This window comes from Puniceibacterium confluentis (assembly GCF_007923445.1).
Taxonomy (GTDB): domain Bacteria; phylum Pseudomonadota; class Alphaproteobacteria; order Rhodobacterales; family Rhodobacteraceae; genus Puniceibacterium; species Puniceibacterium confluentis.
On sequence record NZ_VOJI01000027.1, the window covers coordinates 1 to 22,987 of the forward strand.

Consider the following 22,987-nt stretch of genomic DNA (forward strand, 5'->3'; position numbering starts at 1 on the left):
TGACTTCTTCATATTCCATCTCCAATGCTTGGGACGGATCCTACTCAAAAGTGGAGGAGTTTTAAGGTCTCAGGTCAATTGATCCAACTCGTCGCGATTCCGGACCAGGGGCGCTCAAGGCGAAATCAGTCAACTCCGGCGCGCCAATGTCCGCATCCGGTAAGCTGCACCGCAGCGCCGATCACCGTGACCGACGGCGGCTCGGGGCCGTCCACGTCGATCAGTCGCGCACTCAGGGGGAACTGCGGCAGCAGCGCCGCATGACGGCTACCAGCCATCTTTGACCGGTGCTGCAGCGAACACCTGGATTTTCGACCGCGAATTCAGGGGAATTTCGGCAGTAAGTAATAGTCAAATATTTTAGGAGTTAGTCTGAAGTCTCGGATGTCAGAGTATTGATCGCGACCATGATGAATATGGATGCAGTCCCGAGTACGGCGTGCAAGGGCACCGCCCACGCAAAGTTCAGATCGAATTTGATGATCACACCGGCCGTTAGAAGCAGTCCGGCAACGAATCCGATAAATAACAGCGCCAGGCATTTGCTCGGGGGGCTGAGCTCAAGCTCGCATCGCGCACTACTCGGCTGTCCGGGGTTCTCGAAAGAGCCATATTCAACGGATTGGTAGGCGATGATGAAACACTCCTGCTAAAGGCAAATCCACGCCACGGCTTGTTGAAAGAACAACTCAGGTCCAATCCTCTTGAGAGCACGCAACGGAACCGAGCAGCCTTGATGCCCGGTGCAACTGGAGATTGCCTGCTGTTCCCGAATATATCGAGAAGCAATTTGTGTTAGGGCTGACCGGAATTGTGTCACCTGAGCTATTTTTCAACCAGCGCTCTAGTGACTCTCGCAGTTCAAACAGTGTACAGAACCTCTGTAACCCATTGATCTTGTTAAGGAGGATTCCGAAATGGTTACAAAGATTTGTTTCGTCATCAATGGTCCGGGCCGGTTTTGGGTACCGTCGGCCGTAGGTTCGAATCCTATCGCCGCGACCATCGCTTAGCAGGTTTCAGAGCAGCACGGTTTAACGGGCGTTTCCCGTAAGCGCCTGCGCCTATCTTTTGTCCGCCTTGCAGACTGGGCGCCCGGCCAGCCCTCCACGTCCGGATGCGGCGCGCGCGCTCTCGAACACATCGCTCGCCGCGCCAATCGGGCGCAGCGAAATCAATGATCGGTTGACCAGCGTGCCGCACCGGGCGTTCCCGTGCGGGGCATGGCAGCATCTGCGGTTCTCGCGTCCTGGCCTCCGCAGGTGACTTCAAGGAGGTGGTTCGGGGTGATCGGTCTCCAGGGACTTGTCGTCAAAAAAAGTCCGCCGAGGGTCGGCTACGCTTTTCGCGCCCCGATGACGCGGACGAGAGGACTGGAAATTTCCTCAAGAATGGACCGCCCGGGCCAATGAGCACCGCAGAATTCGGTCGCTCCCTCGGGCTGCGCGATCATTAAAACATTATCTCCCTTGTCGACGCAGGTCAGGCTCCGGGCATTCGCCAGAAAATCCCGAGCACTGGAGTCCAGCACTTCCGGCTGTCCGCCGATGACATCACGGCTTGCCATAGCCGCTTCCTGACCCTGACGTCGTTGTCGAATGAATCCAGGCACCATCGCGACACCCTGAAGAGCAAGCTCGCCGCCTCTCGAGTCGCCAGTTTCACCTCGAACAATCAAGATTTCGGGTCAGTCTATTTGAGTTCAGAGACGTTCAAGACGCTCAGTTAACGGCTGCTCAACCTCCCAGTTTGCGAAGGCGCGATTAGGCTCTCCGGTATCTCCGAAATTACCGCCACAAGAGAATCCAAGAAAATGGCCGTAAAGTCATATGCTTGCAGGATAAATCATCACACTTGCATGATATTTTCGGCACGGGTGCACATGTGAATGGGCCGTTCGGCGCGCTCTTGTGCCTTCAGTGGAGCAACTGCCAAGTAACCAGAAGGGTGCGCACAGCGTGAACAATCGTGATGCGGCCTCCTGCAACTAACTGGTTTCATTCATACAAATCGGCCCCTAATTGCCTGACAAGGAAAAGCCTGCGCACAGACATCGAAAGCCTGCGCACCGGCACCGGAGAGCGGGCTAAGGAAAAGGCCCGCCGAAGCGGACCTGATGACATGTTGCCGATGCCGAGTTGTTAGGTGCGACTGAAGAGTTCCATCATCCGAGCGTGATCGAAACCGTCGCGATAACCCGACATGCTGAATGGAGAATATCCGGCAGGTTCCGAGTTGATCTGCGGATAGGCATGGTCAAAATGGTCCTTGGCGCAGACCTCGTCGCCATTCTGCTGACCATGGGTCAAGGCCTCGACCAGCATTTCGATGACCAGTCCCCATCGGCTGCAGCACGCGAAGGCAAGCCGCGCCAAGAAGTCCTTGGTTGCGGGCGGGCCGAAATCCAGTCTTGCCTTTTCGGAGCAAGTGAAGGTCAGCTGTAGCATTTCGTCCAGATCGCGCTGCTTTTCCATGTCGTTGCTTTCGAAACGAACGGTCCTGAGGAGGAATGTCAGTTGCTCCTCCCGGGCAATGTGCTGAGCAGGGCTTGGGATACCAGACAGAATGAGCATCAGCGGCCAGCGGGATTCTTTCAGCAGGATCTGGAATTTGTCGAGTATCTGCTGGTTGGTATGGTCACCCGTTTCGACGAAGACGTGTTGGCACTCGTCAAAGTGAATTCCAACCGCACCTTGCAGTTCAGCGTATTTGATGACCTTTTCCCAAATCTCGGCTTGGGTCCTTCGCGCTTTGAAAGGGTAGCCGAGGAGGCCGAGGACCTTTACGCCCAGATCTTTCCACGTGACCTTGCCCGAGAGTATGCAGTGAAGGATCTTGGCCGGACGTCCGTCAGGCCTGATAGCGCTACCGTCATTGAACTTCTCTCGAAGCCGCTGAATTTCCCGGGACTTGCCCTGGCGGGATTCCCTGATGACCGAGAGGCCCCGGAACGCGCAGGGCTAGCCGGATTTCGCCTTGGCATAGTAATCGGTGGCACACCAAGTCATGACGTGGAACAGTTCCTTGCCCCCCGGGAACGGAAAGTGAGCTGATTTGGTGGGGCGGTGGCCTCGGCCAAGGATTGGTTGACAAAGCTCATCACTCGACCCGTTTCAGGTTCCTGGGGCGCCCCAATGTCAGGTCGTTTGCAGAGGTCGCATTGCGCTTGCGGGGTTTGAGCTTCGACGTCTCCGGAACAGAGGAGGCATGACCGCTGTCTCTGTGTTCCGAGCCAAAGGGGCTGGAAACCGGCTTATCCTGAATATGTGCCTTCCCCCGGTCGGAGGCCCGTTCCGGCTCGAATTCGCCCTCCAGGTCAAAGCGCCCCTCGGTGACGCCGAGCTGCGTGACACTCCCAGGCCGCGATGTGCCTGGCAGCCCCGGCGCAGACACAACGCGGGACCCGGCGAAGATGGGAGCTGCTGATCGTGAGCAACCCGCTGTGCACACGGCTTTGCCGATCCGGTCGCCAGTGGAAAAGTGGACCGGGAAAGTGGACCCTACCGAAGAAACTGCCAAAGGGCCGAGACCTCGCTTCGATGAAAGCCGCGTTCGAGGAAGGCGATGCCATCTTCACCGCCTGCTGGACTGCACCCGTCCGGCGCGTGGCGATCGAGAACCCGGAAATGAACGACCTCGCCCGCGACCGGATCGCTGGAAGATCCGCAGCAAGACGTTCCCCGGCATGACCGAGGCCTGGGCAGACCAATGGGGCGGGCATGCCCTCGGACAGGAGATTGCAGAGTGAGGATGATGGATGACTGACGGGGCAACAATCACCAAACGTCGCATCGAGGCCGCTGTCATTGCCTCTCAGATGAACGCCCGAAACCACGGCGGCGATGACGCCACTGCAGCAGCTGACTGGATGTGTGCATTTGTCCTGATCTCGGTCAAATCAGGCGCTGACCCTGAGCGGGCCTTCGCGGCGATGTGGGAGAATGCCAAGGCGGCGGTGTCCGGCTTATGGCCAGATCAGAGGGTGAACTGACATGACTGACCCCACCCGCATCCTTCTGTCCCGCGCCCAAGGCTGGCGCAAGCCACCAGAGACCCGCGTGGTCGCGCGAAACACGATCCTCGGCAACCCCTGGGTGGTCGGCGCGGAAGGCGCGTACTGCTGGCCGCGTGGCACCCGTGTCGGCTGGCAGTCGTCGCACCGCATCCCGGCGAGAACGCGCGGACGGCACAATGCGGGCACATCACTACGCCTGGCGCGGCGGTCCGGTAAACTGGACATCAAGCGATCCGCACCCGAAGGACAGCCCGGAGTATCTCGCCGCTTATTCCAGCGTGGGGACTCGGGGCGACAGAGCCCAAGGGCTTTTCCCGGGAAATAATCTGAAATACCTTGATACTCCGGAGTTCAACGCTCTGGCTCCCCGCACCCCAAAAGGCACCCAGATCTAGATAAATCACAAAGCCAACGGAATTGACGCCAAATTCGGCGGCGCACCGATCACCGCATTCAAGGACAAACGAAACCGGCGCCAGGTACTGGAATGGCGTGACAATATCGGGGGAAAGGTCGGAGATGATCGCCTGCGGCACCTTCAGCAGATCATCGGCCATGCCTTCGATCGCGGCCACATCAGCGAGCACCGGCTTCAAAAGGTCAAGTCGCTGTGCAAATCGAATCGAGCCGAGAGCTTCTGGTCCGGCTCCGAAATTACAGTCTTCTCCGCGAAGGCACCGCCATACGTCGTCAGAATTCTGGTTGCGGCCTCCGAAACCGGCCTGCGACCGGGTGACCTTGCAATTCTGTCACGGCTTCAAGTCCAGCCTACCCGCTACGGCCGCCGGATCCTGTGCACGACTGCCAGACGCAAGCGGATCGTCTCGAGCCCGGTGACTCCCAAAATGGCCGGGTTGATTGACAGCACAGATGCGGGACAATCTGTCCTGCCGTGCAACAAACGAGGCGATCCGTACACACATGCCAATTATCTGGGCGATGCGGTAAGCGCCTGGCGTGATCGCGTCAACAGCACCGCAAAGGCCGACGTCCTGAAACCGTCAGTGCGGCTCAACGATGCCAGGGGCGCCGCGGCGACCAGATTGCTGAATGCAGGTTGTCACCGAAGGAAATCGCGACGGCGACGGGCTGGTCGATCCGAAAGGCGACCGATGTGATCGAACGATATATGGCCCTGCACCCGACAGGACGGACGCGCTGGGTGCTAAGCTGGAGAGGCTGGCTGGGAACGAAACAGGGGCAAAACTGTCAACGGCCCTGAAAACGGTGCAGGATGAAAACCTGCCAAGTGGTGGTCGGGGCGATAGGATTCGAACCTACGACCTACGGTACCCAAAACCGTCGCGCTACCAGGCTGCGCTACGCCCCGAACATGTGGTCCCTTTAGCGACCGGTGCCGCAATTGAAAAGACCGTAATTCGTATTTCTTTCTTCAGGAGCCGGTGCAGGCCCAGGCCGCGGTCTCCTGGGGGATTGCGGGGTGCTGCAACTCGGTTCCGGCGGCGATCCCGAGCGAGTCGGCCAGACCGCCGTTGATCTCGAGAACATACTGGATGTCGGTGCCACCGGGAATCGGCGTGAGGTCTCCGGGAACCGCATTGGAATGCACGTTCTGCACCACCCCCTGCGCATCGGCAAAGATCATGTCCAGCGGGATCAACGTGTTCTTCATCCAGAACGTCGCCGCCTGCGGACGCGGATAGACAAAGAGCATGCCGGTGCCGGCCGCCATCTTGCTGACATGCATCAGCCCCTTGGAACGTTCGGCGCCGTCATCCGCAACCATCACGCCAAAGCGTGCCGAGCCCCAGTCCCCCCGCAGCCAAACCGTGTCCTCGCGACAGTCGGCTTGTGCCTGTGCTGATCCGCCCCAGAGGGCCAGCGCCGCGGCAACTGCTATTCCGCTGTTTTTATAGCGGCTTCCCATGCCGACACCTCCGATGCCATCGAACCGCGTTTTCCCTGGATCACCCGGATCGCCAAAGCTTCGCCGGGGTCGAGATCGGCCAGGCCGGAACGCCGCAATACCTCGACATGGACAAACACATCGTCCGGACGTCCGAAAACGTTGGCAAACCCAAAACCCTTCACCTTGTCAAACCACTTTACCCGCGCGGGTTCCAGCGGAGCGGACCGGATGATCTCGGGGTCAATATCCTCAAAATCGGCAAGCGGCAGATGGGTGGTGCCTTCGGGCGGCTGAATCCGGAAAATTTCAATCGCCTGCGCGCCGCGTTCGGTCGCTTGAACGGCGATCTCGATCCGGGCCTGATCGGCAACCGACCCCTGACCGAAGTTCCGCAAAACGTTTGCATGCAAAAGAATATCTGGCCCGCCGTCGTCCGCCACGACAAAGCCAAAACCCTTGACGGGGTCAAACCACTTTACCTTCCCAAGAACGCGCAGCGCGCCTGTTTCATTCTGTTTCAACGTGCTTCCACATATTTAATCCCCCAAAAAGTCTTGCGACAGTTGAGGGCAGGATTGCAAGACCATTTAGCCTTGTATTACTGCTTCCTTACACTTCACGTCACATGAATGTCATGGGTTCAAGCGCGTCACCTGCCAGGGTTCAGCGGGGAATTGCCGACGCCAGACAAAGCGGTCGTGCAGCCGAAATTCGCCATCAGCCCAGAATTCGATTTCCAGCGGCACGATCCGGAAACCGCCCCAGAATGGCGGCCGCTTCGGATTGGTGCCCCTGCGCACCGTCACGCGGGCCACTTCGGCCATCAGCGCCGTGCGTCCCGACAGCGGCTGCGACTGACGCGAGGCCCAGGCACCAAGGCGGCTCGGCAGGGATCGGCTTTGATAATATGCATCTGCCTGAACGCCGTCCTCGCGACTGACCAGGCCACGGACACGAATTTGCCGCCGCAGTGACTTCCAATGCATCACAAAAGCCGCCTTTCCGGTTGAAGCAATTTCCCGACCCTTTGCACTCTCGTAATTGGTGTAAAACACAAATGCGCTCGCCTCAATCTCTTTTAAGAGAACCATGCGCACATTGGGCAATCCACTGTCATCTACCGTCGCCAGTGCGATGGCATTGGGATCATTCGGCTCGCTGGATTCCGCCTGGGTCAGCCAGGATTGCGCCAGCACAAAAGGGTCGTCCCCAGCAAAAATTCCGGTTCGGTCAGTCATCTTCGGATCTCCTGCGGGATTTCGGGTGTCATTCGCGCCCTTGATGGTACGCCCCCTATCGCCTAAAGGACGTTCAACATGTCGGGTGGAGTTTCCAGATGTCAAATAATTTGATGACAGGCAAGCGGGGTCTCATCATGGGCCTGGCGAATGACAAATCAATTGCCTGGGGCATCGCAAAAGCCCTCGGCGACGCCGGGGCGGAACTGGCGTTTTCCTACCAGGGCGATGCGCTGAAAAAGCGTGTCGAACCGCTCGCGGCCTCGCTGGGCTCGGACACGGTGCTGCCCTGCGATGTTGGCGACGAAGCGTCGATCGATGCTCTGTTCGCCGCCCTGCAGGAGAAATGGGGCACGCTCGACTTTGTCGTGCACGCCATCGGCTTTTCCGACAAGAACGAATTGCGGGGCCGCTACGTTGACACCTCCCGGGCCAATTTCGCCCTGTCGATGGATATCTCCGTCTACAGCTTTACCGCGGTGGTGCAGCGCGCGGAAAAGATGATGACCGACGGCGGCTCCTGCCTGACACTCACCTATTACGGCGCCGAGCGGGTGATGCCGCATTACAACGTCATGGGGGTGGCCAAGGCCGCTCTCGAAGCGTCCGTGCGTTACCTCGCCGAGGATCTGGGCAAGGACGGCATCCGTGTGAACGCGATCTCTGCCGGACCGATCAAGACGCTGGCGGCCTCCGGGATCGGCGATTTCCGCTACATCATGAAGTGGAACGAATACAATTCGCCCCTGCGCCGCAACGTGACGATCGAGGATGTCGGCGGCTCGGCTCTGTACCTGCTCTCGGACCTCGGTTCGGGCACCACGGGCGAGGTTCTGCATGTCGATGCCGGGTACCACGTCGTCGGAATGAAAGCTGTGGACGCGCCCGACATCACCAAAGGCTGAAGGCCCATGATCGACGCCGCACATCTGGTCGCCTTCAACCTGACGCTGCTTGCAGCGCTGGCCAGTCCCGGCCCGGCGCTGCTTCTGGCCCTGCGCACCACTCTGGTCGCCGGTCCGCGCGCCGGCATTGCCACCGGCGCCGGGCTTGCGGTGATGGCCGCCACCTGGACTGCGGCGGCGCTTCTGGGGCTTGATGCCGTCTTTGTCCTGTTTCCATACGTCTATACGGCGATCAAGGTCATCGGCGCGCTCTATCTGCTCTGGATCGCCTATACATTGTGGCGCGATGCCCGGACGCCCTTGAAGGACAGTGAAACGCCGCTGCCCCGCGGCAAGGCTTTCCGCACCGGCTTTCTGGTCAATCTCGGCAATCCGAAATCCGTGCTCTTTGCGGCGGCGGTCTTGCTGGTGATCTTTCCGGCCGAGCTTTCGGCGACCGCAAAGGTGACGGTCGTCGCCAATCACCTTGTCGTCGAACTCGCGGCCTATACCGCTTTTGCCCTCACCCTGGGAAACCGGCGCGCCCGCAACGGATATCTGCGGCTCAAACCGGTTCTCGACCGTATCGCCGCCGGTGTGCTGAGCCTTCTCGGCCTGCGCCTGCTGGTGTCGCGCTGACATGACGCTTGCGGCTTTCCTGACGGTGATGCTGATCCACCTCGCCGCGGCGATGAGCCCGGGGCCGTCCTTTGTTGTCGCCGTCCGCACCGCAGCCTCCGAAGGGTTCACCACCGCCGCGGCGCTGGCAGTGGGCTTCGGCCTTGGCGCGGCGCTCTGGGCTGCGGCCGCCATGACCGGCCTTGCTCTGCTGTTCCAATTGTTTCCGGCGCTGTTCGCCGCGCTCAAGTTCGTTGGCGGTGCGTGCCTTCTCTGGATCGCCTTCCAGTTGTGGCGCCACGCCCGCGCCCCGCTGAGCGATCACGGCGAACGCCCGCCACGCAGTATCTCCAGCGCCGTGCGCCTCGGTTTCGTCACCTTCGCGGCCAACCCGAAAACCGCCGTCTTCTTTGGAGCGGTTTTCGTGGGCCTGGTTCCGGCAGAGACGTCCCTTGCCGCCCGGCTGGCACTGCTGGCAGCGATTTTCGTCAATGAAACCCTGTGGTACATCGTTGTTGCACGACTCTGTTCACTGCCAAGGACCCGCGCCGCCTATGTCCGCGCCAAGGCCTGGATCGACCGCGGCTTTGGCCTGCTCATTGCCGGCTTCGGCCTCAACATCGCCCTCACCTGACCCTGCCCAAGGAGCCCCCAACCATGACCGACCGCCTCCCACATGAAAAAGGCTTCCATGTCAGCTGGGATCAGTTGCACCGCGACGCCCGCGCCCTCGCCTGGCGGCTTCAGGATCACGGCCCCGCCGACACCGGCTGGCGCGCCGTCGTCGCGATCACCCGTGGCGGCATGACCCCGGCGATGATCGTCGCGCGGGAACTCGACATCCGTATCGTCGACACCATCTCGGTCAAATCCTACAACCACCAGACCCAGACCGAGCCCAGGGTGATCAAATCGCCGGACATGGAGGTCATCGGCGATGGTGCCGGGGTGCTCATCATCGACGACCTTGTCGACACCGGCCGCACCCTCGACGTGGTGCGCAAACACATGCCAAAGGCGCATGTCGCGACGGTCTACGCCAAACCGATGGGCCGCCCGATGGTCGACACCTTCGTCACCGAGGTCAGCCAGGACACCTGGATCTTCTTCCCCTGGGACATGGCGCTGCAATATGTCGAACCCTACCGAGGCCGCGACTGAACCGACCGGGGGAGCGCCGCGCCCTGCCCTGCGCACACACCGCGCTCCGCCCGCCCGGGCGCAGCTCAGGTCGCTGACGCAGCACGTCTTTTCATCTCAGGCACCCTGCCCGGCGCCAAAACACCCGAACCGGCGTGACTCCTCATTCTCAGGGTCCTAGAAATCGCGGGGAGCTTGACGGGCCACCCCCTCGAGCCGGACATCACCAGACAGGACACCGCAGAATGACCAGCCGTACCGCCGCCACTTTTCCGCCTCCCGTAATGGAGGCCCGTCGCTGGCTTGAGGGTGTACATTTTGCCGCCGACCGTCCGCTGATCAACGTCAGCCAGGCCGCGCCGGTCGACCCGCCGCCGCCGCAAATGCGTGCGGCCATGGCTGCGGCGCTGGAAGACGCGGAAACCCATCTCTACGGACCGGTCCTTGGCCTGCCTGCGCTGCGCGCCGAGTTGGCGGCGCAGTGGTCCGAGCACTACAACGGCCCGGCACGGGCCGAGCAGATCGCCATCACCGCAGGCTGCAATCAGGCCTTTGCCGCGACGATCACGGCGCTGTGCACCGAAGGGGATGAGGTCATCCTTCCAACCCCTTGGTATTTCAATCACAAAATGTGGCTGGACATGTCGGGGGTTGCCTCGGTTGCGCTGGCCACCGGCCCGGACCTCATGCCCGACGCCGAGGCCGCCCGCGCCCTCATCACCAAGCGGACCCGCGCCATCTCGCTCGTCAGCCCGAACAATCCCGGCGGAGTCGAATACCCGGCAGAGACGCTTCAGGCCTTCTTCGAGCTTGCCCGCGACACCGGGATCAAGCTGCTGGTCGACGAAACCTACCGCGACTTCGACAGCCGCCCGACCCCGCCCCACACGCTGCTGAGCAACCCGGACTGGGATGACACGCTGATCCAGTTTTACTCTTTCTCCAAGGCGTACCGGCTGACGGGCCACCGTGTCGGTGCGGTGATCGCGCACCCGGACATCCTGTTCGAGATTGAAAAGTTCCTCGACACCGTTTCCATCTGCGCGCCCCAGCTGGGCCAGCGCGCCGCCCTGTGGGGCCTGCAGAACCTCGGGTCCTGGCTGGCCGGCGAGCGCGACGAGATTCTCGACCGGCGTGCCGCGATCTCCGACAACATGCCCAAACTCGCCGCCAGGGGGTGGAGACTGATGGGGGTCGGTGCCTATTTTGCCTACCTTGAACACCCGTTCGCCGAGTCGTCCGACCTGCTGGCGCCGAAACTGGTCCGGGAGGCGGGCATTCTGGTGCTGCCCGGAACCATGTTCATGCCCGAGACCGACCCCGCCGGCGGCCGCCAGTTCCGCGTGGCCTTTGCCAATGTCGACCGCGCCGGGATTGGCCAGCTTTTTGACCGCCTTGCCGCGCTCGACTGGCCCCTTGCCCCCCCGCACGCCACCGCATAGACACGGGGTCACATAAATTCCAAGGAGCGCCACACTCATGGCATTCAAAGCGCGCAGCCTGTCGAAAACCTTTGTCTGGATCCTGCTCCTGATGCTGATTGTCGGGCTGGCCGGCTTTGGCGCCACGAACCTGTCGGGCACGGTGCGCAGCATCGGATCCGTCGGCGACAAGTCGATCTCGATCGATGCCTACGGCCGGGCGCTTCAGAACGAGATGCGGGCCTTCGAGGCGCAGACCGGTGCGCCGCTGCCGTTTGCCCAGGCCGAACAGTTCGGGCTGACGCAGCAGGTTCTGTCGCAACTGGTCACGGCCAAGGCGTTCGACTTCGAATCCGACCAGCTGGGCCTGTCGGTCGGTGACGACGAACTGGCCAAGGCCCTGTCCCAGGTTCCGGCGTTCCAGGGAGCGGACGGCGCATTTGACCGCGAAGCTTACCGCTTTGCGCTACAGAACGCAGGCATGACCGAGTCCGACTTCGAGGAAGACATGCGCGCCGAAACCGCGCGCACGATCCTGCAGGGCGCGGTACTGGCAGGCACCGCGCTGCCCGACACCTATGTCGACACCCTGTTGGCCTATGCCGGGGAAAAGCGGGCCTTTACCTATGGCACTATGGACCAGAGCAGCCTGCAGACCGGCGTGCCCGTCGCCACGGATGCCGAGCTGCAAACCTATTATGACGACAATATCGCGAATTACACCCGCCCCGAGACCAAGGTGATCACCTATGCATGGGTGACGCCGGCGATGATCCTCGACACCGTGGTGATCGAGGAAGACACGCTTCGTGCCGCTTACGACGAGCGCAGCGCACAGTTCAACATTCCCGAGCGCCGTCTTGTCGAGCGGTTGGTATTTGCCGACGACGCCGCGGCCCAGGCGGCGCGGTCCGCCCTGGACGCAGCGGACACGGATTTCGAAACTCTGGTGGCGGATCGGGGCCTTGACCTGGCCGATATCGACCTTGGCGACGCCACCCTGTCGTCGCTTGGCGCCGCGGGGGCCGATGTGTTCGCCGCAGCCCCCGGCACCGTGGTCGGGCCGCTGCCAACCGCGCTTGGCCCGGCGCTGTTCCGGGTGAACGGGGTGCTTCCCGCCCAGAATACCCCGTTCGAAGAGGCCCGCGACCAGTTGCGCGAAGAATTGGCGCTGGACCGCGCCCGCCGGGTGATAGACACCCAGGCGCAGGGCTATGATGACGAACTGGCAGGTGGCGTCACACTGGAACAGCTGGCGTCGGACACCGAGATGCAGCTCGGCCAGATTGAATGGGACGGCACCACCGAAGACGGCATTGCCGGCTACGACGCATTCCGCACCGCTGCCCAGGCAGTTCAGACCGGCGATTTCCCGGTGATCGAACAGCTGGCCGATGGCGGCGTCTTTGCCCTGCGGCTTGATCAGGTCCTGCCCGAAGCCCCGATGCCGCTGTCCGAGGTGCGCGAGCGCGTGCGCACCGGCTGGGAAACCGTGAAGGCCACCGAGACCCTGACCACCGCAGCCGAAGCGCTGGTGGCCCAGATTGGCGACGGCCAGACATTCACCGATCTCGGCCTGCCGACCACAACCGAGGCCGGCCTCACCCGCAACGCGCAGGTGAGCGACCTGCCGCCCGGACTGCTGGAGGCGGTGTTCGACATGGAACCGTCGCAGATCCGTATCCTGCCCGGCACAGGTCAGGTCACGGTCGTGCGGCTGGACAGGGTGATCCCGGTCGACACCGCCGCCGAAGAAACCAGGGCGCTGGCGGATCAGTTGCGCCAACAGGCCGCGAACGATGTGGCGCAGGACCTCTACCGGGCGCTTGCCGTCGATATCCAGACACGCGCCGGCGTGCAGATCAACCAGCAGGCGCTGAACGCCGTGCACACCCAGATGCAGTAACCCGAATGGCCATTACACCTGATTACGACAGCTTTGCCCGCGCATATGATGCCGGGGAAAACCAGGTTGTCTATGCCCGCCTCGCCGCTGATCTGGACACGCCGGTTTCGCTGATGCTCAAGCTGACGGGCGCGGCCAAGGACGCCTTCATGCTGGAATCGGTGACCGGCGGCGAAGTGCGCGGCCGCTACTCGATCATCGGCATGAAGCCGGATCTTATCTGGCAGTGCCACGGCACGACGGCGACGCTGAACCGGCAGGCACGCTATGACGCCGACGCCTTCCAGCCCCAGGAACGCGACCCGCTCAGTTCGTTGCGGGCGCTGATCGCCGAGTCGCGCATCAACCTGCCCGAAGATCTGCCGCAGGCCGCTGCCGGCCTGTTCGGCTATCTCGGATACGACATGATCCGGCTGGTCGAACACCTGCCGGATGTGAACCCCGACCCTCTGGGCCTGCCCGATGCGGTGATGATGCGCCCCTCCGTGGTGGCCGTGCTTGACGGCGTCAAGGGCGAGGTCACCGTGGTGTCCCCCGCATGGGTCAGCGACGGCCTGTCCGCCAGAGCCGCCTACGCCCAGGCGGCGGAACGGGTGATGGACGCGATGCGCGACCTGGAACGCGCGCTGCCCCAGGCCAGCCGCGACCTTGGCGAAGCCCAGGAGGCCGGTCCGCCGGTGTCGAACTTCACCCACGAGGGCTACAAGGCCGCGGTGCAGACCGCCAAGGACTATATCCGCCGCGGCGACATCTTCCAGGTGGTGCCCTCGCAACGCTGGACCCAGGACTTTCCGCTGCCGCCCTTTACGCTCTACCGATCGCTGCGGCGCACGAATCCATCGCCCTTCATGTTCTACTTCAACTTCGGCGGCTTCCAGGTGATCGGTGCCAGCCCCGAAATCCTTGTCCGCGTCTTTGGCAACGAGGTGACCATCCGCCCCATCGCCGGCACCCGCCCGCGCGGTGCCACCCCGGCCGAGGACAAAGCCAACGAACTGGACCTGCTGGCCGACAAGAAAGAATTGGCCGAGCACCTGATGCTGCTGGATCTGGGCCGCAACGACACCGGCAAGGTCAGCAGGATCGGCACGGTCAAGCCGACCGAGCAGTTCATCATCGAACGGTACAGCCATGTGATGCACATCGTCTCGAACGTGACCGGTGAACTGGCAAGCGATCAGGACGCCCTGTCGGCCTTCTTTGCCGGCATGCCCGCAGGCACGGTCTCCGGGGCCCCCAAGGTGCGCGCCATGCAGATCATCGACGAGCTGGAACCGGAAAAGCGCGGCATCTACGGTGGCGGGCTCGGGTATTTCAGCGCGGGCGGCGATATGGACATGTGCATCGCCCTGCGCACCGCGATCCTGAAGGATCAGAAGCTCTACATCCAGGCCGGCGGCGGAGTGGTCTATGACAGCGACCCCGAGGCCGAGTACCAGGAGACAGTGCACAAATCCAACGCCATCCGCCGGGCGGCGGCCGATGCGGCGCGCTTCACCGGCAACGGCAATTCCTGACGCCGGGCACGTCCATCCCGCATCCGCTCCGCACGCCTGACCGTGCCGCAGACACGGCCCCTGCTTCTCAGGGTCAAGAATAATTCGGAGAGCGCGAGGGGTCGGCCCCCCGCTTCGGCCGGTGCCGCGCTCGATGTCACCCGGTCAGTGCGCTGCCGCCGCCTGTGTGCGGATGCGTTCCACCATCGCCCGCAGCCCGTTCGAGCGCTGCGCTGACAGATGTTCGTTCAGTCCCAGACGCCCCAGCTCGGCGCGGGCGTCGACCTTCCCCACCTCGCCCACCGGCAGCCCGTCGTACAGGCGGTGCAGGACCGCGATGAGACCGCGCACGATCATCGCATCACTGTCCCCCTGGAAATGATAGTCGCCGCCACGCACCTCGGGGTGCAGCCAGACCTGGCTGGCGCAGCCATCGACCTTTGTCGCCGGCACCCGCAGAGCTTCCGGCAACGGCGCCATCGCCTTGCCCAGTTCGATCACATGACGATAGCGGTCTTCCCAGTCTTCAAGAAACTCGAAATCCGCGACCACTTCCTCGAACGCCGCCTGGGCCATGCCGCCCCTCCTGTACTCGCTGAACCGCAGACCTAAGCACCCCCCGGAAAAAGGTCCAGCCCCGTGCCAAGGCTTTTCAACTGCCACGGTCTGCGCTATCCCTCGACCAGCAGACAGAAGGCAGCAGTGCGATGGTCAAACCCCTCATGATCCTGACGGTTTCAGCGGTGCTGCTGAGCGGTTGCGCGACGGTGCGCGACTCGCGCGTCAATCCGTTCAACTGGTTTGGCGGCGGACCGTCGCAGCAGGACGCCGTTCTCAACCCCGGTGATGCGGCCAATCCGCTGATACCGGCGCGTCGGCGCAACCTCCTCGGGTTGAGAAAAGAGGCCGGGCCCTATCAGGGCCGGCCGATCGCCGAGATTTCCGAACTTCTGGTCGAACGGCGCTCCGGTGGCGCCATCATCCGCGCCAGCGGTGTTGCTGACCGGCTCGGGCCGTTCGACGTGCGCCTGATTCCTCTGCCGGACGAAAACGGCACCCTCAGCTACACGCTCAGCGCCCTGCAGGCCGCCGGGCCGCGCGACACCAGCCCCTGGTCCCGCACCGTGACCGTGGCCCTCTGGCTGACGGAACAGGAACTGACCGGAATCAACACCGTCCGGGTGGTCGGGCGCGACAACCAACTGGTGACGCGACGCTGAAGCCGACGCCGCGTCAGGCGAATTTCCCGCGCAGGTCCGCGGTCTGGCGCACATTCAGGTCTGCCCGGTGGGCTTTCAGGAATGCCGCCGCGGCCCGGCGCCCGGCCGCCTTCAACTGGGCCAGAACCGATGGAATCGGGATCGTCTTTGTCGCCACCGACAGATCGTTCATCAGATCGTCATCGGCAATCATATGCACCAGAACCTGCTTCATTGCGCCCTGGGGAACCGAACCCTGCGCCAGCAGCCGCTGCACGAACTCAATTGCCCGCAACTCACGCAGCAGCGATGAATTGAAGCTGATCTCGTTGATCCGGTTCTGGATTTCCGTGGCCGACACCGGCACCCTGTCGCGGACCAGCGGATTGATGTTGATCACCACCACATCCGCGGGCAGATGCGGCGCAAACAGCGGAAACAGCGCCGGATTGCCGGTATAGCCACCGTCCCAGAAGGCTTCGGTCTCACCGCTGTCGGGATCCAGCACCTCGACGGCCTGGAACAGCGTCGGCAGGCAGGCCGAGGCGAGGATGGCCGACGGGGTGATCCGGTCGCGGGTAAACACCCGGACCTTGCCGTCGCGCACGTTGGTGGCGCAGATGTGCAGTTCCGGACCCTCCGCGCCACAGACACGGTCAAACGCGAACCTGCTGACAACCGGCTCCAGCGGATTGCGGTAAAGCGGCCCCCAGACGTAGGGTGACAGACTGCGCCCCACGGCATCTCCCAGCAGATAGGGCAGCGACATCGCCAGGCCCTGACTGACAAAGGACGGCGCGGGCAGCCAGGCATTCAGCCAGTCCGGCAGACCCGGGTGCTCGATGGCCCCGATCTGCCCCCACAGCCAGTCGAGGTTGCGCCGCGCGCCTTCGGCCCCTCCAGTGAGGAATCCGGCTTTCAGCGCGGCGCCGTTCAGCGCCCCGGCGGAGGTCCCGGAAATCGCGGCGATCTCGATGGTCTCGTCTTCCAGGATCCGGTCCAGCACCCCCCAGGTAAAGGCGCCGTGCGCACCGCCGCCCTGCAGTGCCAGATTGATCCGTTTCCGCTCACCCTGCTCCACGGCCTGTCTTTCTTCTCTGGAAAAATACTCCGGGGGTGCGGGGGCTGGCCCCCGCTCCGGCCTCGGTCACAGGGCGGTCCAGCCGCCATCGACACTGATCGTCGTCCCGGTGATCTGCGCCGCCGCATCGGAACACAGGAACACCGCCGTGCCGCCCAGTTGCTCGACGGTCGCAAACTCCTTCGACGGCTGCCGCTCCAGCATCACCTTCTTGATCACCTCGTCCCGATCCATGTCGTATTTCTTCATGGTGTCCGGAATCTGGGCCTCGACCAGCGGCGTCAGCACATAGCCCGGGCAGATCGCATTGCAGGTGATCGGCTCCTGCGCCGTCTCCAGCGCGGTGGTCTTGGACAGCCCGACAATGCCGTGCTTGGCCGCGATATAGGCGGATTTGTACGGGCTTGCGGTCAGGCCGTGGGCCGAGGCGATATTGATCACCCGGCCCCAGCCGGCTTTGCGCATCACCGGCAGCGCTGCCGCCGTGGTGTGAAACGCCGAACTCAGGTTGATCGCGATGATCGCGTCCCACTTGTCCGCCGGAAACTCGTCGATCGGCGCCACATGCTGGATTCCGGCATTGTTGATCAGAATATCACATGCCCCGGCCGCGGCGATCAGCGCCCGGCACTCGTCGCCCTTGGACATATCCGCACGGATGTAGCGCACGGCGACGCCGTACTCGCGTGCCATCTCTTCGGCCAGCTTGTGATCCTCGTCGTTATCTGTGAACGAATTCAGCACGATGTCCGCTCCTGCGCGGGCCAGCTCGCGGGCGATTCCCAACCCGATTCCCGAGTTCGATCCGGTGATGACGGCGGTTTTGGTCTTCAGTGTCACGGGACATCTCCTTGTCATTCTGCACGTGCAGCATAGCACGCTGCGCCAGCAAAATAAGGGGCTTTGCGGTTTATATCTGCGGGCCAACCGCTTGCGGCAGACCAAAAAAAACGCCCGCACGAAGCGGGCGTTAAGTTATTGAGGCAGGTTTCATACAGGCAAGAAACCTATCGAGCAGTACCAGTGTTATAAGCCTTTCCCAGCCGCCGGCCAAGCTAAAAGTTTGAAAACGAAAAGAACCCCGGGTATTCTGATTTCCAACAAAACAAGAGCAGACAGGAATTGTTGCCGATATGGCCTCAGAGTTTTTCTCAATCGCACGGCACACTTGCAGCGCGTTCGCGCTGATCTGCGCCGCCACCGCCACTTTGGCCGAGCCCCAGCATGGCATAGCTATGTATGGCGCCCCTGCACTGCCACAGGATTTTGTGTCGCTGCCCTATGCGAACCCGGACGCGCCAACCGGCGGACGCATCGTCAACGGCGAGGTCGGCAGCTTCGACAGCCTTAATCCGCACATCCTCAAGGGGACAGTTCCGTGGCAGCTCGCCTCGCTTGGATACGAGTCCCTGATGGGCCGATCCTGGGATGAACCCTTCACCCTGTACGGACTCTTGGCCGAATCAATCGACGTCGGACCGAATCGAGAGTGGGCGGAATTCACCCTGCGCCCCGAAGCGGCCTTTTCGGATGGCACGCCGGTCACCATCGAAGATGTGATGTGGTCCTACGAGACGCTCGGCACGAAGGGCCATCCGCGCTATGCCGGAACCTGGGCCAAGGTCGCCAGCATGGAGCAGACCGGACCGCGGTCCTTGCGGTTCACCTTCGGTGTCGAGGATCGGGAACTGGCGCTGATCATCGGCATGCGCCCGATCTTCAAGAAAGCGCAGTGGGAGGGGCACGACTTTGGCGCCTCTGGCATCGACCTGATCCCGATCGGCACCTCGCCCTATGTCATCGACTCCTTCGAGGCCGGCCGCTACGTCTCGCTCCGGCGCAACCCGGACTACTGGGGCCGTGATCTGCCGTTCATGGCCGGGCAGGCCAACCTGGACGAGATCCGCATGGAATTCTACGGCGACGGCCAGGTGATGTTCGAGGCCTTCAAGGCCGGGCAGTTGAATTCGCTGCGCGAGAACAACGCGGAAAAGTGGGACACCCAGTACAATTTCCCGGCGGTCCAGCGCGGCGACATCGTAAAGTCGGTGATCCCGCATCAGCGGCCCTCGGGCATGACCGGTTTTGTGATGAACACCCGCCGGGACACCTTCAAGGACTGGCGGGTCCGCGAGGCGATGATCCATGCGTTCAATTTCGAGTTCATCAACGAGACCATGACCGGCGGCCGCCAGCCGCGCATCACCTCGTATTTCTCGAACTCGGTTCTCGGCATGGATGCCGGTCCAGCAGAGGGCCGCGTCAGGGACCTGCTGACCCCGTTTGCCGACCAGCTTCTGCCCGGGGCGCTGGAAGGCTACAGCCTGCCCACCGGCGACGGTTCCCTGCGCAACCGCAGCAATATCAGCAAGGCGATGGACCTGATGGAGCAGGCCGGCTGGACCATCCAGGACGGTCGCATGGCCGATGCCGACGGCCGCGCCTTCAGCTTTGACATCCTATTGCCGCAGGGCAGCACCGAAGAACAGTCCATCATCGACCTTTACGTGCAGGCCCTTGAACGGATGGGCATCACCCCGACCATCACCACGACCGATCCGGCGCAGTTCCAGGAACGCACCAACAGCTATGATTTCGACATGACCTACTACCGTCGCGGCCTGTCGCTCAGCCCCGGCAACGAGCAAAAGCTTTACTGGGGTTCTGCAGGTGTGAGCGAGCCGGGATCGCGCAACCTCATGGGCATGAACTCGCCTGCGGCCGAAGCGATGATTGACGTTCTGCTGAATGCCGCAGATCAGGAAGACTTTGTCGCAGCGGCCAAGGCACTGGACCGGGTGTTGACGACCGGGCGCTATGTCATCCCGATCTATCAATGGAACGTCAGCCGCATTGCCCATGCGAAGGAATTGAAATTCCCGGAAAAACTGCCAATTTACGGAGACTGGTCCGGTTGGCATCCGGATGTCTGGTGGCTTGAGGACTGAGAGCAAATGACAAGAAAGATCATCACGCTGACCCTACTCGGCCTGCTTGCGGGCTGCGCAACGGTGGATGGCATCGGACAGGACATTTCCGGCGGCGCCCGCCGGGTCCAGAGCTGGCTTTGAGCGCAATCCATGCCGGGGGATGCCTGCCGCCCCCCGGCATGGCGCATCACGTCAGACCAGCGAGGTCACCCAAAGGATCGTCGCATCCTCTGCACTGACAGACACGACGTTGTGCCCCATGGTCGCGTCGTAATAGGCGCTGTCGCCGCGCCGCATCTCGATGGCCTCGTAGAATTCGGTGTACAACCGGATCACCCCGGTCAGCACGTACAGGAACTCTTCGCCGTCGTGCCGCACCCAGCCGTCGAACTCGGCCATGTCGCGCGCCCGGACCCGGGCACGGTACGGCACCATCTGCTTTTTGGTCAGGGTCTCGCCCAGCAGTTCATGCTCATAGGTCGTGGTCGCCAGATGCGTGCCGGCGCCGTCGCGGGTGACCGCCAGCCGTCCGTTCACCTGTTCGCGCTGCGGTGGGGTAAAGAGCTGCGGAACCGAAATCTGCAACCCCACAGCCAGTTTCTTGAGCGCGTCGTAGGTCGGGGACATCTGACCGTTTTCGATCTTGGACAGGGTCGAGCGCGCCAGCCCCGCCTGCCGCGCGGCCTGCTCCAGCGTCCAGTCCCGCGCCTTGCGCAACTCACGCACCCGGGTGCCCAGGTTCAGCGGCTCGGCGCTTTCCTCTGTGCCGGTGTCCCGGGTGAGTCGGATCGGAGATTTGGGCTCGGGCGGTTTCATCAGAATGTCATAGGCCCGTCGGCGCGGGCTTGCAAGAATCCAGGGTGCGGCGTAAGCGTCTGATCATGCTGTCTGTCTTTGATCATGGGGCGCATCCGCCCTGTCCCGCCCCCTTCAATCTTGCCGCCCATGTTCTTGGCCACGCCACAGAACTGGCCGACAAGACCGCGCTGGCCGTCATCTCGCCCACGCAGGCCGAACGTTGGAGCTATGGCGCACTTGAGGCGGCGGTGCGCGGGAGCGCAACCGCATTGCTGCGGTCCGGCCTGACGCCTGGCGATATCCTCTTGATGCGGCTGGGAAACACCGTCGACTTTCCGATCGCCTATCTGGGGGCGATCTGTGCCGGCATTGTGCCGGTGCCGACATCGTCGCAGCTGACGGCGCCGGAAGTGCAGAAGATCATCGAATCCCTGGCACCGTCCGCGATCCTTCTGGGCGATGGCGTGCCCTGTCCGCCAACCGATCTGCCGGTTCATACCACGGCAGACATGGCCACCTGGCGCGACAATCCGCCCGCCGCCTATGCCATGGGTGCGCCGGACCGGCTGGCCTATATCATCTATACCTCCGGCACCTCTGGCACCGCGCGCGCCGTCGGGCATGCGCACCGGGCGATCTGGGCACGGCAGATGATGATGCAGGGCTGGTACGGACTTGGCAGGGATGACCGCCTGCTGCACGCCGGGGCGTTCAACTGGACCTATACACTGGGCACCGGCCTGATGGATCCCTGGACCATGGGGGCAACGGCGCTGATCCCGGCGGCCGGTGTCGATCACAGCCAGCTGCCACAACTGATGAACGACCACAGCGCCACAATTTTTGCAGCCGCGCCGGGGGTTTATCGCAATGTATTGAAGTCCGCGCCATTTGCATTGCCGCATCTGCGCCACGGCCTGGCCGCGGGCGAAAAGCTCAGCCCCAGTCTGCGCGACGCCTGGACCGGCGCGACCGGCACACAGATATTCGAAGCCTACGGCATGTCCGAATGTTCGACCTTCCTGTCGGCCGCACCCGGTCATCCCGCGCCGGACGGCACGCTTGGCCGCCCGCAGGTCGGACGTCGCATCGCGATCCTCGGCCCGGACGGACCGGTGCCGCGCGGAACCCCCGGCGTGATCGCCGTGCACCGCCGCGACCCCGGGCTGATGCTGGGCTATATCGGCGCGCCGGACGAAACCGAGGCCAGGTTTCGCGGCGATTGGTTCGTGACCGGCGACATGGGCATTCTGCACGACGACGACCAGGTAACCTATCTGGGCCGCGATGACGACATGATGAATGCCGGCGGCTACCGTGTGTCGCCGATTGAAGTGGAATCCGTCCTGCTGACCCACCCCGGGATCACCGAAGTCGGCGTCACCGAAGTCGAGGTCAAGCAGGATGTTCACCTGATCGCAGCCTTCTACACCGGAGCCGCGCCGCTGGACCCCGAGGCGCTTGCCACCTGGGCGGCAGAGCGGCTGGCGCGGTACAAACAGCCACGCCTGTATTTTCACCGCGACAGCCTGCCCAAGAACCCGAACGGCAAATTGCTGCGCCGGGCGCTGCGGTCCGACATCGGCGGCCTGCCCGCGCGCACATAGTTTGGCCCGGCGTCCGGCGGTGGCACGCCAGCCGAGATCGGCTGGTTGGCAAAGGATCCGGGTGCATCTCCGGATACGGGCTGCTAGGAAGAGTTAAATTTCGCGAAAGGTACTTTCGATGGTGAAACTCGACATCATGTCCGACCCGATTTGCCCCTGGTGCTATATCGGCAAGACCTATCTTGACCGGGCGCTGGCGCAGATGCCGGATCATCCGTTCACCATCGAATGGCATCCGTTCCAGCTCAATCCCGAGATGCCGGCCGACGGCATGGACCGCCGCGCCTATCTCGAAGGCAAATTCGGCGGCAAGGAAGCCGCGGTCCAGGCCTACCTGCCGGTGGTTCAACATGGCGAAGCCGCGGGGCTCGAGCTGAAGCTGGACGAAATCCAGCGGACCCCCAACACCATCAACGCGCACCGGCTGATCCACTGGGCCGGTATCGAGGATCGGCAGGACGCCGCCGTCGACGCCTTGTTCCGGGCTTATTTCAACGACGGCCGCGACATTGGCGACAGCGAAGTGCTGAGCGACATCGCCGATGGCATCGGGCTCGATGCGTCCATCATTTCGCGCCTGCTGCGCTCCGATGCCGACATCGACGAAACCCGCGCGCGCGACAAGGCGGCGCGCGAGATGGGCATCACCTCGGTTCCGACCTTCATCGTCGCCGGTCAGCATGCGGTGCCCGGTGCACAGCCGACCGACCTGTGGCTGAAGGTGCTGACCGAACTGCGCGAAAGCGCCGGGTAGCGCGCAAGCACCACAGGAGCCCCCAGGATG

Annotated in this window: 25 protein-coding genes, 1 tRNA gene and 1 pseudogene; 14 read left to right on the forward strand and 13 right to left on the reverse strand. The window is 62.8% G+C overall.

All coding sequences use genetic code 11. The annotated features are described in order from the left end of the window. Positions 1-125 precede the first annotated feature (125 nt). The 4 genes and pseudogenes from FOY53_RS23220 to FOY53_RS24145 all read right to left on the reverse strand — a co-directional run. Positions 126-278, reverse strand: a complete 153-nt coding sequence (locus tag FOY53_RS23220; RefSeq protein WP_186766675.1) for a hypothetical protein — start codon at positions 276-278, stop codon at positions 126-128. A gap of 1,058 nt (positions 279-1,336) precedes the next feature. Further along, entirely contained in the window at positions 1,337-1,567 is a 231-nt protein-coding gene (locus tag FOY53_RS19380) for a hypothetical protein (protein WP_146591973.1), read from the reverse strand. Between the two features lie 574 nt (positions 1,568-2,141). Continuing rightward, a complete protein-coding gene (locus FOY53_RS23790) occupies positions 2,142-2,474 on the reverse strand; it encodes a hypothetical protein (RefSeq protein WP_246107475.1) in 333 nt (110 codons plus the stop codon). A 96-nt stretch (positions 2,475-2,570) separates the two neighbouring features. After that, positions 2,571-2,933: pseudogene (locus FOY53_RS24145) on the reverse strand (hypothetical protein); the annotation flags it as partial. A 606-nt stretch (positions 2,934-3,539) separates the two neighbouring features. On the opposite strand from FOY53_RS24145, the gene FOY53_RS23465 reads away from it, so the two are divergent. Together FOY53_RS23465 and FOY53_RS19390 are read left to right on the forward strand one after the other, a co-directional pair. Next, on the forward strand, positions 3,540-3,689 hold the full coding sequence (locus tag FOY53_RS23465) for a hypothetical protein (RefSeq protein ID WP_222435295.1): 150 nt from the start codon (positions 3,540-3,542) through the stop codon (positions 3,687-3,689). 68 nt (positions 3,690-3,757) lie between these two features. Further along, the gene (locus FOY53_RS19390) at positions 3,758-3,991 is read left to right on the forward strand and encodes a hypothetical protein (protein ID WP_146591974.1); all 234 of its coding nucleotides are present in this window, start codon (positions 3,758-3,760) and stop codon (positions 3,989-3,991) included. 248 nt (positions 3,992-4,239) lie between these two features. Here FOY53_RS19390 and FOY53_RS19395 read toward each other — a convergent pair whose 3' ends face one another. The 5 genes from FOY53_RS19395 to pdxH form a co-directional block, all read right to left on the reverse strand. After that, positions 4,240-4,611: a hypothetical protein gene (locus FOY53_RS19395; RefSeq protein ID WP_146591975.1), complete on the reverse strand. Its 372-nt coding sequence runs from the start codon at positions 4,609-4,611 to the stop codon at positions 4,240-4,242. A 657-nt stretch (positions 4,612-5,268) separates the two neighbouring features. Next, positions 5,269-5,345, reverse strand: a tRNA-Pro gene (locus FOY53_RS19400). Positions 5,346-5,408: 63 nt separating this feature from the next. Further along, the gene (locus FOY53_RS19405; RefSeq protein ID WP_146591976.1) at positions 5,409-5,903 is read right to left on the reverse strand and encodes a DUF192 domain-containing protein; all 495 of its coding nucleotides are present in this window, start codon (positions 5,901-5,903) and stop codon (positions 5,409-5,411) included. Beyond that, positions 5,873-6,406 (reverse strand): cold-shock protein, encoded by a 534-nt coding sequence (locus FOY53_RS19410; protein ID WP_146591977.1) that lies wholly within the window; start codon positions 6,404-6,406, stop codon positions 5,873-5,875. Before FOY53_RS19410 ends, FOY53_RS19405 begins: the two co-directional genes overlap by 31 nt. Before the next feature lie 111 nt (positions 6,407-6,517). Continuing rightward, the gene (pdxH, locus tag FOY53_RS19415) at positions 6,518-7,123 is read right to left on the reverse strand and encodes a pyridoxamine 5'-phosphate oxidase (RefSeq protein WP_146591978.1); all 606 of its coding nucleotides are present in this window, start codon (positions 7,121-7,123) and stop codon (positions 6,518-6,520) included. Positions 7,124-7,221: 98 nt separating this feature from the next. On the opposite strand from pdxH, the gene fabI reads away from it, so the two are divergent. The 7 genes from fabI (at position 7,222) to trpE (ending at position 14,609) form a co-directional block, all read left to right on the forward strand. Then, the gene (gene fabI, locus FOY53_RS19420) at positions 7,222-8,028 is read left to right on the forward strand and encodes an enoyl-ACP reductase FabI (RefSeq protein ID WP_146591979.1); all 807 of its coding nucleotides are present in this window, start codon (positions 7,222-7,224) and stop codon (positions 8,026-8,028) included. A 6-nt stretch (positions 8,029-8,034) separates the two neighbouring features. After that, positions 8,035-8,646 carry a LysE family transporter gene (locus FOY53_RS19425; protein WP_146591980.1) on the forward strand — a complete coding sequence of 204 codons (612 nt, stop codon included), beginning with the start codon at positions 8,035-8,037 and terminating at the stop codon, positions 8,644-8,646. 1 nt (position 8,647) lies between these two features. Next, positions 8,648-9,259: a LysE family translocator gene (locus FOY53_RS19430; protein ID WP_146591981.1), complete on the forward strand. Its 612-nt coding sequence runs from the start codon at positions 8,648-8,650 to the stop codon at positions 9,257-9,259. A gap of 23 nt (positions 9,260-9,282) precedes the next feature. Next, positions 9,283-9,786: a xanthine phosphoribosyltransferase gene (gpt, locus tag FOY53_RS19435; RefSeq protein WP_146591982.1), complete on the forward strand. Its 504-nt coding sequence runs from the start codon at positions 9,283-9,285 to the stop codon at positions 9,784-9,786. A gap of 224 nt (positions 9,787-10,010) precedes the next feature. Further along, entirely contained in the window at positions 10,011-11,207 is a 1,197-nt protein-coding gene (locus FOY53_RS19440) for an aminotransferase (RefSeq protein ID WP_146591983.1), read from the forward strand. A gap of 37 nt (positions 11,208-11,244) precedes the next feature. Beyond that, entirely contained in the window at positions 11,245-13,092 is a 1,848-nt protein-coding gene (locus FOY53_RS19445) for a peptidyl-prolyl cis-trans isomerase (protein ID WP_146591984.1), read from the forward strand. 5 nt (positions 13,093-13,097) lie between these two features. Further along, positions 13,098-14,609 carry an anthranilate synthase component I gene (gene trpE / locus FOY53_RS19450; RefSeq protein ID WP_146591985.1) on the forward strand — a complete coding sequence of 504 codons (1,512 nt, stop codon included), beginning with the start codon at positions 13,098-13,100 and terminating at the stop codon, positions 14,607-14,609. Between the two features lie 144 nt (positions 14,610-14,753). Here trpE and FOY53_RS19455 read toward each other — a convergent pair whose 3' ends face one another. Further along, positions 14,754-15,164: a SufE family protein gene (locus FOY53_RS19455; protein ID WP_146591986.1), complete on the reverse strand. Its 411-nt coding sequence runs from the start codon at positions 15,162-15,164 to the stop codon at positions 14,754-14,756. Positions 15,165-15,295: 131 nt separating this feature from the next. On the opposite strand from FOY53_RS19455, the gene FOY53_RS19460 reads away from it, so the two are divergent. Continuing rightward, entirely contained in the window at positions 15,296-15,808 is a 513-nt protein-coding gene (locus tag FOY53_RS19460; RefSeq protein ID WP_146591987.1) for a hypothetical protein, read from the forward strand. 13 nt (positions 15,809-15,821) lie between these two features. Here FOY53_RS19460 and FOY53_RS19465 read toward each other — a convergent pair whose 3' ends face one another. Further along, entirely contained in the window at positions 15,822-16,868 is a 1,047-nt protein-coding gene (locus FOY53_RS19465; RefSeq protein ID WP_146591988.1) for a patatin-like phospholipase family protein, read from the reverse strand. 66 nt (positions 16,869-16,934) lie between these two features. Beyond that, positions 16,935-17,708 (reverse strand): 3-hydroxybutyrate dehydrogenase, encoded by a 774-nt coding sequence (locus tag FOY53_RS19470; RefSeq protein ID WP_146591989.1) that lies wholly within the window; start codon positions 17,706-17,708, stop codon positions 16,935-16,937. Between the two features lie 293 nt (positions 17,709-18,001). Here FOY53_RS19470 and FOY53_RS19475 point away from each other — a divergent pair, with 293 nt between their 5' ends. Then, entirely contained in the window at positions 18,002-19,816 is a 1,815-nt protein-coding gene (locus FOY53_RS19475) for an extracellular solute-binding protein (protein WP_146591990.1), read from the forward strand. A 6-nt stretch (positions 19,817-19,822) separates the two neighbouring features. Then, positions 19,823-19,939 carry an entericidin EcnA/B family protein gene (locus tag FOY53_RS19480; protein WP_146591991.1) on the forward strand — a complete coding sequence of 39 codons (117 nt, stop codon included), beginning with the start codon at positions 19,823-19,825 and terminating at the stop codon, positions 19,937-19,939. Positions 19,940-19,990: 51 nt separating this feature from the next. Here the strand turns inward: FOY53_RS19480 and FOY53_RS19485 are convergent, their stop codons facing one another. Beyond that, positions 19,991-20,614 (reverse strand): helix-turn-helix domain-containing protein, encoded by a 624-nt coding sequence (locus FOY53_RS19485; RefSeq protein ID WP_146591992.1) that lies wholly within the window; start codon positions 20,612-20,614, stop codon positions 19,991-19,993. A gap of 65 nt (positions 20,615-20,679) precedes the next feature. Between FOY53_RS19485 and FOY53_RS19490 the strand changes: the two genes are divergently transcribed. Together FOY53_RS19490 and FOY53_RS19495 are read left to right on the forward strand one after the other, a co-directional pair. Then, on the forward strand, positions 20,680-22,203 hold the full coding sequence (locus FOY53_RS19490) for a class I adenylate-forming enzyme family protein (protein ID WP_146591993.1): 1,524 nt from the start codon (positions 20,680-20,682) through the stop codon (positions 22,201-22,203). Between the two features lie 118 nt (positions 22,204-22,321). Next, complete coding sequence (locus FOY53_RS19495; protein ID WP_146591994.1) at positions 22,322-22,957, forward strand: DsbA family oxidoreductase; 636 nt, start codon at positions 22,322-22,324, stop codon at positions 22,955-22,957. Positions 22,958-22,987 lie beyond the last annotated feature (30 nt).